This is a genomic window from Pseudomonas shahriarae, from assembly GCF_014268455.2.
In the GTDB taxonomy this organism is placed as follows: Bacteria; Pseudomonadota; Gammaproteobacteria; order Pseudomonadales; family Pseudomonadaceae; genus Aquipseudomonas; species Aquipseudomonas shahriarae.
Window position 1 is genome coordinate 1,972,350 of record NZ_CP077085.1, and the last position, 14,986, is coordinate 1,987,335.

General features: G+C 61.8%; 13 protein-coding genes and 1 pseudogene. 9 read left to right on the top strand and 5 right to left on the bottom strand.

Annotation, left to right across the window (positions count from 1 at the left end):
* Positions 1 to 101: 101 nt before the first annotated feature.
* The 4 genes and pseudogenes from HU773_RS08905 to HU773_RS27760 all read left to right on the top strand — a co-directional run bounded on the left by HU773_RS08905 (position 102) and on the right by HU773_RS27760 (position 3,403).
* Complete coding sequence (locus tag HU773_RS08905; RefSeq protein ID WP_057958991.1) at positions 102 to 1,106, top strand: amidohydrolase family protein; 1,005 nt, start codon at positions 102 to 104, stop codon at positions 1,104 to 1,106.
* Positions 1,107 to 1,173: 67 nt separating this feature from the next.
* Entirely contained in the window at positions 1,174 to 1,638 is a 465-nt protein-coding gene (locus HU773_RS08910; RefSeq protein ID WP_057438872.1) for a DUF3859 domain-containing protein, read from the top strand.
* Positions 1,639 to 1,777: 139 nt separating this feature from the next.
* Positions 1,778 to 2,548 (top strand): annotated as a pseudogene (locus HU773_RS27755) (MCP four helix bundle domain-containing protein); the annotation flags it as partial.
* A complete protein-coding gene (locus HU773_RS27760; protein ID WP_374067573.1) occupies positions 2,540 to 3,403 on the top strand; it encodes a methyl-accepting chemotaxis protein in 864 nt (287 codons plus the stop codon). The pseudogene HU773_RS27755 and the gene HU773_RS27760, both read left to right, overlap by 9 nt.
* A 169-nt stretch (positions 3,404 to 3,572) precedes the next feature.
* Here the strand turns inward: HU773_RS27760 and fabB are convergent, their stop codons facing one another.
* The 5 genes from fabB to HU773_RS08940 all read right to left on the bottom strand — a co-directional run bounded on the left by fabB (position 3,573) and on the right by HU773_RS08940 (position 10,521).
* On the bottom strand, positions 3,573 to 4,793 hold the full coding sequence (fabB, locus tag HU773_RS08920; protein WP_057438874.1) for a beta-ketoacyl-ACP synthase I: 1,221 nt from the start codon (positions 4,791 to 4,793) through the stop codon (positions 3,573 to 3,575).
* Between the two features lie 11 nt (positions 4,794 to 4,804).
* Entirely contained in the window at positions 4,805 to 5,320 is a 516-nt protein-coding gene (gene fabA, locus HU773_RS08925) for a 3-hydroxyacyl-[acyl-carrier-protein] dehydratase FabA (RefSeq protein WP_057958993.1), read from the bottom strand.
* 248 nt (positions 5,321 to 5,568) lie between these two features.
* Positions 5,569 to 7,470, bottom strand: a complete 1,902-nt coding sequence (locus HU773_RS08930; protein WP_186625494.1) for an ATP-binding protein — start codon at positions 7,468 to 7,470, stop codon at positions 5,569 to 5,571.
* Positions 7,467 to 8,378 carry an ABC transporter substrate-binding protein gene (locus HU773_RS08935; RefSeq protein ID WP_057958995.1) on the bottom strand — a complete coding sequence of 304 codons (912 nt, stop codon included), beginning with the start codon at positions 8,376 to 8,378 and terminating at the stop codon, positions 7,467 to 7,469. Before HU773_RS08935 ends, HU773_RS08930 begins: the two co-directional genes overlap by 4 nt.
* 22 nt (positions 8,379 to 8,400) lie before the next feature.
* A complete protein-coding gene (locus HU773_RS08940) occupies positions 8,401 to 10,521 on the bottom strand; it encodes a TonB-dependent receptor plug domain-containing protein (protein ID WP_057958996.1) in 2,121 nt (706 codons plus the stop codon).
* 195 nt (positions 10,522 to 10,716) lie between these two features.
* Here HU773_RS08940 and HU773_RS08945 point away from each other — a divergent pair, with 195 nt between their 5' ends.
* From HU773_RS08945 to HU773_RS08965, 5 genes are all read left to right on the top strand, one after another.
* On the top strand, positions 10,717 to 11,742 hold the full coding sequence (locus HU773_RS08945) for an NAD(P)H-dependent glycerol-3-phosphate dehydrogenase (RefSeq protein WP_057958997.1): 1,026 nt from the start codon (positions 10,717 to 10,719) through the stop codon (positions 11,740 to 11,742).
* Between the two features lie 10 nt (positions 11,743 to 11,752).
* Positions 11,753 to 12,100, top strand: coding sequence for a DUF4389 domain-containing protein (locus HU773_RS08950; RefSeq protein WP_186625496.1), 348 nt, complete (start codon positions 11,753 to 11,755; stop codon positions 12,098 to 12,100).
* Positions 12,097 to 12,546, top strand: coding sequence for a phosphohistidine phosphatase SixA (sixA, locus tag HU773_RS08955; RefSeq protein ID WP_057958998.1), 450 nt, complete (start codon positions 12,097 to 12,099; stop codon positions 12,544 to 12,546). The genes HU773_RS08950 and sixA overlap by 4 nt, the downstream gene beginning before the upstream one ends.
* Before the next feature lie 240 nt (positions 12,547 to 12,786).
* Positions 12,787 to 14,454 carry an AMP-binding protein gene (locus tag HU773_RS08960; protein WP_120732280.1) on the top strand — a complete coding sequence of 556 codons (1,668 nt, stop codon included), beginning with the start codon at positions 12,787 to 12,789 and terminating at the stop codon, positions 14,452 to 14,454.
* Positions 14,455 to 14,485: 31 nt separating this feature from the next.
* Positions 14,486 to 14,929: a hotdog fold thioesterase gene (locus HU773_RS08965; protein ID WP_057438881.1), complete on the top strand. Its 444-nt coding sequence runs from the start codon at positions 14,486 to 14,488 to the stop codon at positions 14,927 to 14,929.
* The last annotated feature ends 57 nt before the right edge of the window (positions 14,930 to 14,986 follow it).

The window sequence follows — 14,986 nt, forward strand, 5'->3', positions numbered from 1 at the left end:
TTATAGAGCATGCTGGCACCTGAGTGTTCCGTGTTTTTATCGGCTGAACCCCGGCAGGCCGCCGCTGGTCTACCTGACTAATCCCTTATTGAGGTTGTATCGTGCCCTGGACCCGCCTGAGTCTTGCCCTGTTGCTCGCCGCCAGCAGCCTTACCGTACACGCCCGCGACTATGCCTACAGCGACGCGCACCTGCATTACGTCGACTTCTTCCAGGAGACGGCCGGTATGGACAAGCTGCTCAAGGCCATGGCCGATAATCGCATCGAGCATGTGATGATTTCCGGCGTCCCGGTTGCGAAGAAGTGGCACGAAGACGAACCCAAGCGCCCACGCTATTACGCCGGAGATGACGCGGGTGCCTACTGGTATAGCGCCACCGATGTAATCGTCGCGGCAGCCGTCAGCGAGCTGGCCCCCGAACAGCGCCAGCATTTCCACCCGTTCCTCAGCGGCTTCAACCCCAACGACAAGAACTCCGAGGCCCATATCCAGCGCATGCTCGACCTGTATCCGGGCCTGTGGCAGGGCATTGGCGAAGTCTTCACCCGCCATGATGACCTGACTGCGCTGACCTCCGGTGACACACCTCGGGCCAATAACGAGGCCATGACGCGGATCTATCACCTGGCCGCCGAAAATGACCTGCCGGTGCTGGTGCACTCCAACATCACCTCCAAGCGGGAGCGCAACCCCTTGTACCTGGCGGAGATCGAAGAGCCACTGCGTAATCATCCGCATACCCGGTTTATCTGGGCCCATGCCGGCACCAGCATGGAGATCCACCGGCACCAGACGCAGTTGGACTTCCTGTTGCCGACCTTGAGCCGCATGCTGGAGGCCTATCCCAACCTGTACATCGACCTGTCCTGGAGTGTGCTCACCCCGTATTTACTGGACGAGGCGGGAAAGCCCCGTCCGCAATGGCTGGCGCTGGTAGAGCGCTTCCCGGAGCGCTTTATGCTGGGGTCTGATGTAGTAGGGCGGTTCAACAAGTTGGGTAAGGAGATGCGCAGCTTTAATCCCTTCCTCGATGCCTTGCCTGAAGACGTTGCGCGAAAAGTCGCACGGGACAATTTCCTGGCGATTTTGCCCAAGGCGCGTTGATCGGGTTTGTCATCGTCCCGTCATACCGGTGTCATAAGCTCCCGCCATCTCACTCAAGGAGCCCACTATGCACCTCACCCGTTTAAGCGCCCTGGCGGCATTGATGATGATCAGCGGCCTGGCCAGTGCCGAAGTCCGTATCGAAGGCCCGGTGGAATTCGGCGTATTCGAAGGCCCGAAAGCCGAGCTGCAATCGGGCGAGCGCGTGTTGCGCCGTAGCAACGAGCAGATCCAGGCCACCACCGTAGTGCCGGCCAAGCTGGGGACCAAGTTTGGCCTGCGTTACCAGTTGCTCGGCAAGGTGGCCGAAGACACGCCGCTGACTTTGCTCTACTTCACTCCAGGCATCCGCACGGCCGATGGCCAGCGGCATGACAAGTTCGAAGTGACCCAGAAACTGGTGCCCGGTGCGCCTCAGGACGTGATGGCCTACGAGTTCACCGAAAGCCACGAAGTGGTGCCGGGCGAGTGGCGGTTCATGGTGTTCCAGGGTGATCGCCTGCTGACCCAGAAGAGCTTTACCGTGCGCTGAATCGCTACACTAATAGACTCAGTAGATAAAGGCGTTTTGATATCGCGTTTTCGTCTTACGCAAAAAGCCGAAGACGCCGATACCTTTCAAGAGCAACTCGCTGCAGGTGGATGCAGCGCTCTTGAAAGGAATCAGCGCAATGAGTATCAGAAGTCTCAATATCGCTCCGCGTGCAGGCCTGGGTTTTGGATTGGTGGCGTTGATGGTATTTGTGCTGGGCGGGTTCGCCTTGCTGCAAATGGCCAATATGCGCGAGCAGTCCGACCAGGTGGAAACCAACTGGCTGCCCAGTGTGATGGCGGCCGGTGAAATGAGTCAGGATCTGCTGCGCATACGCGCTTTGACCCTGCGCCTGCTGGTCAATCGCGACCCTCAGGCGGTGGCGCAGAATGAGCAAAAAATCCTCGAAATCAAAAAGCAGTTGCACACCGCGCAGTTGCTGTATGAAGCGTTGATTGTGCTGCCCGAAGACCAGGTACTGTTCGACCGCTTCAAGGTTGAGCAGCAACAGTACCTGCAACGCCAGGAGCAGGTCATGGCGTTGTCCCGGCAGAACCAGTTGGAAGATGCGATCGAGGTGGTCAATGGCGAGATGAATCATCTGGCCGATACCATGGCCGGTACCCTGGGCGAATTGGTCACTCTCAACAAGGTCAGCGCCAATCAGGCGGCGGCACTGGCCCAGCAAGTGTTCAGTCAATCCCGGATAGGGGTGATCGGCATGATTGCCCTGACTGCGCTGATTACCATCGGCCTGGCCGTGTTGTTGACCCGCAGCATCGTGTCGCCACTGGCGCAGTCGCTGAGGGTCGCCCAAGGGGTGGCCAGCGGCGACTTGACCGGCGAGATCACCGTCAGCGGCAAGGACGAGCCAGCGCGCCTGCAGCAGGCGCTCAAGGGCATGCAGGAAAATCTGCGCGAGACCATCCAGCGTATTTCCCAGTCCTCCAGCCAACTGGCTTCCGCTTCCGAGGAGCTCAGTTCGGTCACCGAAGACGCCACCCGTGGCCTGCACCAGCAAAGCCAGGAAATCGAACAGGCCGCCACGGCGGTCAACCAGATGACGGCGGCGGTGGAGGAGGTGGCCAGTAACGCGGTAGCTACCTCACAGGCCTCGCGCGAATCCGATCGCATTGCCCAGCACGGGCGCGAACAGGTACACCAGACGGTGCTGTCGATCGAGTCACTGGCCGACGATGTGACCGCCAATGCCACCCAGGTCGAGGATTTGGCGCAGAAGGTGTACGGCATCAGCAAGGTATTGGATGTGATCCGCTCCATTGCCGAGCAGACCAATCTGCTGGCGTTGAATGCGGCGATCGAGGCGGCGCGGGCCGGCGAGGCCGGGCGTGGTTTTGCGGTGGTCGCCGATGAAGTGCGGGCCTTGGCCCATCGCACCCAGCAATCGACCCAGGAAATCGAACAGATGATCGGCGGGATTCAGCAGGGCACCGATCAGGCGGTCAGTTCCATGCAACAAAGTAATGGCCGGGCGCGTGCGACCCTGGAGATTGCCAAGTCAGCGGGCACGGCGTTGGAGGAGATTGCCTCGGCGTTTACCCTGATCAACGAGCGCAACCTGGTGATTGCCAGCGCCTCGGAGCAGCAGGCAGCGGTGGCGCGGGAGGTGGATCGCAACCTGATGAATATCCGCGACCTGTCGATGCAGACGTCGGCAGGGGCGAATCAAACCAGTTCGGCGAGCCAGGAGTTATCGCGCTTGGCGGTGGATCTGAACACCATGGTGGCGAGGTTTTCGGTGTAGGGCTGAAGACCGCCATCGCAGGCAAGCCCACACTCGACCGAGTTGGAATGCGATCAATGTGGGAGCTGGCCTGCCTGCGATGAAGCCGACGCGGTCTAAAGTTAACCCCACCCCATAAAAAACGCCCCGAACCAGTCGGGGCGTTTTCATAAGCACAACCTGCGGGGTATTACTTACCCTGCCAGCGCTTGAGCACCAGGGTGGCATTGGTGCCACCGAAGCCGAAGCTGTTGCTCATGACCGTGTTGATGGTGGCATCTTCACGGGTCTTGGTCAGGATCGGCATATCGGCAACGGCTGGGTCCAGCTCGTCGATGTTGGCGGAGCCGGCCATGAAGTTGCCTTCCATCATCAGCAGGCAGTAGATCGCTTCGTGAACGCCTGCGGCGCCCAGGGAGTGACCCGACAGGCTCTTGGTGGAGCTGATGGCCGGAGCCTTGTCGCCGAATACCGCACGCACGCCTTCCATTTCCTTGGCATCGCCCACCGGAGTGGAGGTGCCATGGGTGTTCAGGTAGTCGATTGGGGTATCAACGGTGGCCATGGCCATCTGCATGCAGCGGATGGCACCTTCGCCGCTTGGCGCGACCATGTCGTAGCCGTCGGAAGTCGCGCCGTAGCCGACGATTTCCGCGTAGATTTTCGCGCCACGGGCCAGAGCGTGTTCCAGCTCCTCGACCACCACCATGCCGCCACCGCCGGCGATGACGAAACCGTCACGCTTGGCGTCGTAGGCACGGGAGGCTTTTTCCGGGGTTTCGTTGTACTGGGTGGACAATGCGCCCATGGCGTCGAACAGGAACGATTGGCTCCAGTGCTCTTCTTCACCGCCACCAGCGAACACGATGTCCTGCTTGCCCAACTGGATCTGCTCGACCGCAGTGCCAATGCAGTGAGCACTGGTGGCGCAGGCGGAGGAGATCGAGTAGTTCACGCCCTTGATCTGGAAGGGCGTGGCCAGGCACGCGGAAACGGTGCTGCCCATGGTCCGCGTGACGCGGTACGGGCCAACGCGCTTGACGCCTTTCTCGCGCAGGATGTCCAGCGCTTCCATCTGGTTCAAGGTCGACGCGCCGCCGGAGCCGGCGATCAGGCCGGTGCGGACGTTGGACACCTGGTCGTCGCTCAGGCCGGAGTCGGCAATCGCGTCTTTCATGGCCAGGTAGGCATAAGCTGCGGCATGGCCAACGAAGCGATAGATCTTGCGATCAATCAGTTCTTCGAGGGGAAGGTCGATGGAGCCGGAAACCTGGCTACGCAGACCCATTTCGGCATATTCCGGGTTGAAGCGGATGCCAGGGCGACTTGCACGCAGGTTAGCGGAGACGGTCTCTTTGTCATTGCCCAGGCACGAAACGATGCCCAGACCAGTGATAACGACGCGGCGCATGCGGATAACCCTTAAAAGTTGTCAGTGGAAGTGAACACGCCGACGCGAAGGCCTTCGGCGGTATAGATCTCGCGACCGTCGACGCTCACCGAACCATCGGCGATGGCCAGGTTCAGCTTGCCCTTGAGGACGCGCTTGATTTGAATGTTATAGGTGACTTTCTTGGCGGTCGGCAGGACCTGGCCAAAGAACTTCACTTCGCCCGAACCCAGGGCACGACCGCGACCTGGCAGGCCTTGCCAGCCGAGGAAAAAGCCGACCAGCTGCCACATGGCATCAAGGCCCAGGCAGCCCGGCATCACCGGATCGCCTTCGAAATGGCAGGCGAAGAACCACAGGTCCGGGGTGATATCCAGCTCGGCGACCAATTCACCTTTGCCGTACTTGCCACCCTCTTCGCTGATAAGGGTGATGCGATCCACCATCAGCATGTTGGGGGCGGGCAGTTGCGCGTTACCTGGGCCGAACAGCTCACCGCGACTGCAGCGCAGCAGGTCTTCCCGGGTAAAGGCGTTTTGTTTGGTCATGCGAGCTCCTCAATAATCCCATGCGGCAGGGCCGGGTAAATCTTCCCGACCGACTGAAGCGTGCTTGCCTCACGTCGGCAGCCTACAGGTAGACTATTGCGTTGTAGTGAAAGTCACAGCATCAAGGACATGAATGTACACTTGTGCACTGAAATTTTAAACCGGACTCATTTATAGGCCCGCTCGGGTGCCTAAGACTGCCGCACTTTCGTCTTTCACGCCAGTCGCAGTTGGCTGATGCTGCCCATCTAATGCACCCAGCGCTGTAGGATTTGCTGCAAATCCGTGCGTTTGAACGGCTTGGCCAGGTAATCGTTCATTCCGGCGGCCAGGCAGGCTTCGCGATCGCCCTGTAGCGCATTGGCCGTCAGGGCAATGATCGGCAGGTCGGCGCAGCCGGGCAATTGGCGGATCTGGCGGGTGGCGTCATAGCCGTCGATCACCGGCAGCCGGCAATCCATCAGGATCGCGGTGAAGATCAGGCTCTCGGCACTGCGGATCGCTTCGGCGCCGTCGGTGGCGACGCTCACCTCAAACCCCAGGCTACGCAGCATGGCTTGGACCACGGTGCGGTTGACCGGGTTGTCCTCCACCAGCAACACATGGCGGCCTTCACCGGCGCCGGCTTTGTGCTGCGCGTCCGGAGCAATCTGCGGCAGGCTCTGCTGGCAGATCGCCAGGGGGATTTCCAGGGTAAACACCGATCCCAGGCCTTCGTCGCTCTGGGCGCGCAAGGTGCCACCCATGCGCTCGGCCAGGGTCCGGGCAATCGGCAGGCCCAGGCCGGTGCCGCCGTAACGCCTGGAGATAGAGCTGTCCGCCTGTTGAAAGGCGTCGAACATCAGTTCCAGTCGCTCGGCCGAAATACCAATCCCGGTGTCGCGCACGGTGCAGGTGAACCACAGCAGTTCGTGGTCCAGGGTCTGCCAGTTCGGCTCGACGCTGACCGTGCCTTGCTCGGTGAATTTCAGCGCATTACCGATCAGGTTCACCAGGATCTGCCGGATCCGCGTCGGGTCGCCCTGCACGCGCAGCGCTTCCATGCCCGGCGGGATCGACAACTCCAGGACCAGCCCGCGCTGTATGGCGCTGTGCTGGAAGGCCTGGGCGCAGCTGTTGATCAGGTCCACCAGGTTGAACGGAATATGCTCAAGCTCCAGGGCCGAGCGTTCGATACGCGAGAAATCGAGGATATCGTTGATGACTTTGAGCAGGTGCTCGGTGGACTCCGAGGCCAGCGCGGCGTACTCGGTCTGCTCGTCGGTCATGGCGGTGGTTTCGAGCAGTTGCAGCATGCCCAGTACGCCATTCATCGGCGTGCGCAGTTCATGGCTCATCATCGCCAGGAAGTCGGATTTGGCGCTGTTGGCGCGCTCGGCTTCCTCCCGCGTCTGGATCAACTGGGCCATGGCCTGCTGCTGTTCGCGACTGGCATGGTGCAGGCCTTCGGCAAGGTTGTTGATATGCCGTGACAGGTCGCCCAGCTCGGAGTCGTCGACAATCGGTAGCGGGGTCTTGTAATCACCCTGCTGGATCGCCTTGACCGCATGGCCCATGGCGCTGATCGGTTGCGACAGGCTGGCGGCCAGGCGTCGCGCCAGGAGGAAGGTGAACAGTAGGGCGAATAGCGCGAGGATCCCAGCCTTGAAAAGGATTTCCTGTTGGCGCTGGCTGAAGGCGTCATTGGACATGCCGACAATCACCCGCCCCAGATAGTCGGCCTGTGGCGCCTTGGGCTGCGCGGTGCTGTCCTGGAAAAAATCGTTGCCCAACTGGATATGCTGCAGGCGAATCGGCGCCTGGAAAACTTTCACCGACAGCGAACGGTCGTGCTTTTCCGACGGCTGCTCGACATACACCAGGATGTTTTCCGCGCTGTCCTGGATTTCCAGGAAACGCACATGGGGCGTGGCCAGCGTCGCCCGCAGCAGGCTGTCGAGCACGTCATTGTTGCCGGAGATCACCCCGTACTCGGTGGCCGGGGCCAACTGGTTGGCGATCAGTTGGCCGGTGTGGTCCAGTTCCTGGCGCAAGTCCTGGATCCGTACGAAGGTAAAGAAGCTGATCAGTAGCAGCGTCAGTAACAGGGCCGGGCCCAGGGTGATGATCTGGGTGCGGGTGTTGATATCCCAGCGGCGAACCAAGGTCATGGGTGTTTTTCCCCTTCGGCCAATCGGGTTGCGACGGTGGTCTCGTCCACCACTTCGATCCCCAGCGAGCGCGCCACTTGCGGGTTGCCCACGACTTTAAAGTGTTCCGGGTACAGCGAGCGCGGCCAGCCGGCCGGCGCGTGATCAAGCAGGCGGTCAAGCACATTCAGCCAGTCGGCCTGATCGCTGTAGGTACTGGCCAGACTGCCCGCCCGCACGAAGCCGGCATTGGGGCCGATCAGTGGCAGTTGCCTGGCGTAGCTGCTCAACAGCAGGTTTTTCACGGTTTTCGGGTTGTACAGTTGGGGATCATCCAGCCCCAGCAACACATCGCTGTTTTTAAACAGGCTGAGCAGCGGGCGGCTGTCATTAATGTTGTCCCAGTGCTGGGCGACGATTTCCAGGTCCAGGGCTGCGGCATGCTGGCGCAGTTCCGGCAGCAGGAATTCGCTGTCGCTACCGTACAGCACGCCAATGCGCCGGGCCTGGGGCAGGATATTGGCGATCAGGCGCAGCTGCCGGTCCAGAGGCGGATCGCTCCACAGCAGGCTGATCTTGCCGGGCACATGGCTGCCCAGGCGCTCGCGGGCTTGCAGGCGACTGATGCGCAGCACCAGGGTGGCCGGGCCCTGGGGGTCCTGCAGGCGCCAGTCGAGGCTCGGCAGGTCCAGCAGGATCAGGCGGGTGCTGGTCGGTAATTGGCCGGGGGCGGGCATGTCTTGCAGGGCCTTGAAGGTGACGCTATCGGCGGGGCGCTGTTCGCGCAGGGCCTGAGTGAATGCCTGCACGCCGGGTCCATCCTCGGCGGCGGTCAGCAGGATTTCGGCGCTCCACGCGGGCACGGCCAATGCCAGGCTGACGAGCAGCAGGCAGCGGCGCCAGAACTTGGCGCGGAAGAGGGCGGTCATCCTTGACTGGGCAGGGTTCATGTCAGAACTCTAGCTCCGCGCTGAAGTAGAGGACATGGCGCTGGTCGTAGTTATTGTCGACATGGGTAGTGGGCTGGCGGTCAAGGCGTTGTTGCAGCATGCCGGCCAGCTCCAGGTTGGCCTTGCCCAGGGCGATGCGTTTGGCGACCCGCATATCGACCCGTTCAAAGCGATATTGGTTGAGTGCGTCGTTGCCATAATAGAACAGCGCGCTGGACCAGCCTTGCCCCCACTCGCGCATCCAGCCGGCCGAGCCGCTGTTGCGCGCAGTCTGTTGCCGGTCCAGCGCGTTGCTGGCGTGGGCATCCACGTAAGCATAGGTCAGGCGCAGGCGGTCGGCGGCGCTCAGGTGCCAGTCCAGCTGGGTTTCGGTGCCGGTAAACCGCGAGCTGTTACTGTTACTGGCGATGTACTGGTTATTGCGCAGGGGCTCGCTGATCATGCCGGTGATTTCGTCATAGAACAGTTTGACGTCAAGGTTCAGCCCGATATCCGCAAAAAAGCCGTTATAGCCCAGTTCCCGGGAGCGCATCAGTTCCCTGTCGAGGTCGCCCGGGCCCCGGGTCTTGACGAAATACTGGCCGGCGTTCTGCCCGTAGGTGGGGGAGCTGAGGTTCGTGACCTTATAGCTCCAATTGACGTTGTTCTCGAACATGTCCGGCGAACGGATGGCTTCGGAGTACACCGCCCGCAGCCCGTGCCGCGGGTTGATCAGATAGTTGATCGCGACCCTGGGCGTCAGCGAGCTATCGCTCAGTTGGGTGTTTTCATACATCGCCCCGCCCTGCAACAGCCAGTGTTCGCTGGCGCGCCATTCGAGGTGGCCGAACAGGCGCCAGGTGGTGTCGTCCAGCCGGCCATTGAAGTAGGTGTCGGAGTCGGCGCGGTCGTAGCGGTAATTCATGCCGCTGACCAGGCGCAGGCTGTCGGACAGGCTCAGGGTGTCCTGCACTTCCAGGTCGTAGCGGGTTTCCTTGGTGCTTTGGTCGATATTGCCGCAGACACTTTCCTTGCCGCCTTCATTCCATTGTTTCAGGACTTCTTCGGCCAATGCCTGCTCGGCAGGGGAGCCGGGTGGTGGGCTGCCGTTTTCAAAATCCTTTATGTGCCGCGCCAACTTTTCAGCGTAGTTGGGGTTCATTTGCCACAGTTGCGTCAACTGCGGGCTGAACGAGACCTTGGCATCACAGGCCTTCCAGATCTGCCGGCGATCCCATTGCTGCGCCGAACCCTGGATATACAGGCTGTGGTCGGGATTGAAATCGAAGTTCCAGCGCAGGGAGGCGGCGTAGTCCTTGGCGCTGACGTCGGAATCGGTACCGCCATCGGTAATCCCGGCAAATACCGGCTTGTAGGTGTATGGCCGCTGGTTGGTCCCTTCCTTGGCGTTGATCTGCCAGTCGATGCTTTGCTGCTGGTCGAGGGTCTGGCTGACCTTCAGGCTGAAGCGGCTCAGGCGCCGGCTGTCGCGGTAGTCGGCACCCACGCGGTCGCTGTCAAAGCCGTCATCCTGCTGCCCGGACAGCGACAGCCGCAGGTTGCCGGTGTCCCAGCCCAGGCCCTGGCTGGCATACCAATCGTTGATCCCGCGCTCGCCCCGGATCATTTTCATCCGGGTGCCCTGGCTGTTGGCCGGCGAGCGGGTGAGGATATTGACCACCGCCATCAGCGCATTGGCGCCGTAGCTGACGGTATTGGGCCCACGGAACACCTCGATCCGCTCGATATCCTCCATGGCCACCGGAATATCGCTCCAGTCCACCGTGGCCAGGCCGGCGCGGTACACCGAGCGGCCGTCGATCAGCACCTGCATGCGCCGCGCTTCGCTGGCGTTGGTGCCGTGATAGTTGACGGCAGCCTGGTTGCCCGAGGTGTAGCCCACCATCATCCCCGGCACCAGGCGCAGCAACTCGGCGATATCCCGCGCGCCGCTGGCCTTGATCAGTTCGCTGTCGATCACCGTCATGCTGCCAGGTACGGCGGCGGCCGACTGCTTGAGTCGGGTCGCCGTCAGGACCTGGGGCAGTGGCTGGTTGTCGAGGAACAGATCGTCGGCCAGCAACGGCGTGCTGACCAACAGCGCCAGAAACAGAGATGAACGAGGAGGAGGGCCCAAATACACGGCACGGCCTTGATAATTGCGGATAGCCGCCCATGTTAACTGAGGCGGGCGCTTTTGCCAGTCGGCACCATCGCAATTACTGTGGTCTATTCGGCCATTTTCCGACAAATGCGGAAAACACAGAAGGGCTGGTCGCCGTCTGGCCGGCCCGTATAATGCCGCCATCGCCACTGCTTATGGATTAACGGATTGCATATGACTGAACAGCGCCCAATTGCGGTCCTGGGAGGCGGAAGTTTTGGTACCGCCGTGGCTAATCTGCTGGCCGAAAACGGCCATCAGGTGCGCCAGTGGATGCGCGATCCCGAACAGGCCGAGGCCATCCGGGTCAACCGCGAAAACCCCCGTTATCTCAAGGGCATCAAGATTCACGCTGCGGTCACGCCGGTCACGGACCTGCAGGCCACCCTGGATGACTGCGACCTGTGCTTCGTTGCGCTGCCCTCCAGTGCCCTGCGCTCGGTGCTGGCGCCCCATGCCGAGCGGCTGGCGGGCAAGATGCTGGTCAGCTTGACCAAAGGTATCGAGGCCCAGACCTTCAAGCTGATGAGCGAAATCCTCGAAGAAATCGCGCCCCAGGCGCGCATTGGTGTGCTCTCCGGGCCGAACCTGGCGCGGGAAGTGGCCGAACATGCCTTGACCGCGACGGTGGTCGCCAGTGAAGACGAAGCCCTGTGCGAACAGGTGCAGGCCGTGCTGCATGGCCGTACCTTCCGTGTCTATGCCAGTGCTGACCGCTTTGGCGTAGAACTGGGCGGCGCGCTGAAAAACGTCTACGCCATCATCGCCGGCATGGCGGTGGCCCTGGGCATGGGGGAAAACACCAAGAGCATGCTGATTACCCGCGCCCTGGCGGAAATGACCCGCTTTGCGGTCAACCAGGGCGCCAACCCCATGACCTTCCTTGGCCTGGCCGGGGTGGGCGACTTGATCGTCACCTGTTCGTCACCGAAAAGCCGCAACTATCAGGTCGGTTTCGCCCTGGGCCAGGGCCTGAGCCTGGAAGATGCCGTCACCCGCCTGGGTGAAGTGGCCGAAGGGGTCAATACTCTCAAAGTACTGAAGGCCAAGGCCCAGGAAACCGGGGTCTATATGCCGTTGGTCGCCGGCCTGCACGCGATCCTGTTCGAAGGGCGCACCTTGAACCAGGTCATCGAGTTGCTGATGCGTGCCGAGCCCAAGACTGATGTCGACTTTATTTCCACCAGTGGTTTCAACTGAGGAACCCGCGATGAACGATCCGAAAGCAGCACCCAAGTATGAATCCATTGCCCTGCGCATCCTGTGGATGCTGGTGTTTGCCCTGGTCTGGCAAGTGGCGCAGTTCATCCTCGGGGCGTTGGTGGTGGTGCAATTGATCTACCGCCTGATCTACGGCGCACCGAACCTGGGCCTGATGAACTTTGGCGACAGCCTCAGCCAGTTCCTCGCGCAGATTGGCCGTTTTGGCAGCTTCCACAGTGAGCAGAAACCCTGGCCCTTTGCCGATTGGCCAACCCAGCGCGCCCCGGAAGGCGAAGCCGCCCACAGCGTGCCGCCAGCCCCGCACCCGGTGCGCGATGAGGAGCCCAAGCTATGAAGCTGTGGGTGTTGCGCCACGGTGAAGCCGAGTCCCATGCACCCAGCGATGCCCAGCGCAACCTGACCGAGCGTGGCCGCGAAGAAGTGCTGCACAGCGCCGCGCACCTGATCGGCCAGCCCATCAGCGCGATCATCGCCAGCCCTTATGTGCGGGCGCAACAGACTGCCCAGTTGGTGCGCGAGGCGTTGGGGTTTGTGCCAGAAATCCGCACGGTGTCGTGGCTGACGCCGGACGGCAACCCCCTGCAAGTCCTGGAAAAACTCGACACCGATGACAATGTGCTGCTGGTCAGCCATCAGCCTTTGGTGGGCAACCTGATCAGCTTTTTGCAGCACGGGCACCAGCGCCAGCCGCAACCGATGCACACCGCCAGCCTGGCGGAGCTGGAAGGGGACTTCCCGCTGGCGGGGCTGATGAGCCTCAACAACGTGAAAAACCCCTGATTTTTAAGGCACAACACAATCAACTGTGGGAGCGGGCTTGCTCGCGAATGCGGTGCATCAGTCAATGAATGTATTGGCTGACACTCCGCATTCGCGAGTAAGCCCACCCCCACACAAGCCCTTTCCCACAGTTTGATTGCATTCTGCCTGCAAGCGACTTGCAGTGCTCCTGTGTGCATGGAATAGTCCACCAAGCAAGTGCTTGGTTGGCTACCATCGGAACACACAGGAGCGCGTCCCATGTCTGTCGCTTTTCGTTTGCCGCTGCAGGTCTTCTTTGAACGTGAGGCGCGCCATCCGCGCCAGCGCTTCCTGGTCCAGCCCACGGGTGGCGGCGAGGTGCAGACCCTCACCTGGGGCGAGGTCGGCCACCAGGCCCGTTGCGCCGCCCATTGGCTGCGGGCACGGGAGTTGCCCCAGGGCTCGCACATTGCCCTGATCTCGAAAAACTGCGCGCACTGGATTATCGCCGACCTGGCGATCTGGATGGCCGGGCATGTCTCGGTGCCGCTGTACCCCAACCTCACCGCCGACTCCGTGGCCCACGTGCTGGAGCACTCCGAGGCGGCGTTGGTGTTTATCGGCAAGCTCGACGACTGGCCGGCCATGGCCCCAGGCATCAAGGCCGGGCTTGCGACCATCAGCCTGCCGCTGTGCCCCGAGGGCCCGTTCGACTTCACTTGGGCCGACCTGCAGGCCTGCTCACCGATCCAGGATGACCCGGCGCCGGCTGCCACGGACCTGGCCACCATCATCTACACCTCCGGCACTACCGGCCTGCCCAAAGGCGTGATGCACACCTTCGGCGCCCTGGCGTTTGCGGCAACCCGAGGCACCGAGCTGTTCGGCCTGGGGGAGGGCGACCGGCTGCTGTCCTACCTGCCGCTGTGCCATGTGGCCGAGCGCATGTTTGTCGAGATGGCTGCGATCTACACCGGGCAAACGGTGTTTTTTGCCGAAAGCCTCGACACCTTCCTCACCGACCTGCAACGCGCCCGGCCCACGGCCTTGTTCGGCGTGCCGCGCATCTGGACCAAGTTCCAGATGGGGGTGTACGGCAAAATCCCGGAAAAACGCCTGGAGCTGCTATTGCGTCTGCCATTTATCGGCAAGCGCGTCGGGCGCAAGGTGCTCGCCGGGCTTGGCCTGGACGCGGTGCGGGTGGCCCTGTCCGGCGCGGCGCCGGTGCCCGAGGCGTTGCTGCGCTGGTACCTGCGCCTGGGCCTGGATGTGCTGGAGGTGTATGGCATGACCGAAAGCTGTGGTTATTCCCATGTCTGTCGCCCCGGCCAGCAGAAGATTGGCTGGATCGGCCTGCCGTGCCCGGACGTGGAGGTGCGCATTGACCCGGCCGGTGAAGTCCTGGTGCGCAGCGGCGCGACCATGCTCGGTTACTTCAAGGACCCGCAGAAGACTGCCGAGACCCTCACCGAAGACGGCTTCCTGCGTACCGGCGACAAGGGCGAGCAGGATGCCGAAGGCCGCCTGCGCCTGACCGGGCGGCTCAAGGAGATCTTCAAGACCAGCAAGGGCAAGTACGTCGCCCCGGCCCCCATCGAAAACCGCCTGGCGGAGCACGGGCGCATTGAGCAGGTGTGTGTGGTGGGTGATGGCCTGAGCGCGCCGATGGGTTTGTGCGTGCTGTCTGCAGTGGGCCAGCAGGAGGCCGCCGGCGAGGCCCGGCAATCTTTGCATGGCAGCCTGGAGCGCCTGCTGGAAGAGGTCAACCAGGTGCTGGATAAACATGAGCGCTTGCGTCAACTGGTGGTGGTGAAAGACAGTTGGGCCGTGGAAAACGGCTTTCTGACACCGACCCTGAAGATCAAGCGCAACGTGATCGAGTCAACCTACGGCCCACAGTTCCAGGCCTGGAGCGCACGTTCCGAGGCAGTGCTGTGGCAGGATTGAGCACCCAAATAAAATCAACAAGGACACTGCAATGAGCCTGTGGCGCACCCTCCCCAATATCGAACAACTCAATGCCATCCAGAAAAACACCATTGGTGAAGTGCTGGATATCCGTTTCGAGACCTTCGACGACCAGTCCCTGACCGCCAGCATGGTGATCGACCACCGCACCCATCAACCCTATGGCCTGCTGCACGGTGGGGCCTCGGTGGTGTTGGCCGAAACGGTTGGCTCCATGGCCAGCTACCTGTGTATCGACGCCAGCAAGTTCTATTGCGTGGGCCTGGAAATCAACGCCAACCACCTGCGCGGCCTGCGTTCCGGGCGGGTGACGGCGGTGGCCCGGGCGATCCACATCGGGCGCACCACCCATGTCTGGGACATCCGCCTGACCAGTGACGAGGGCAAGGCCAGTTGTGTGTCGCGCCTGACCATGGCCGTGGTGCCCCTGGGCGAGAACCCGCCGGCGCGATAGGTGTGGCGTGAGTGTCATCATTCCTGGCAGTTACAGTCATTGCTGTAGCGGCCAGGC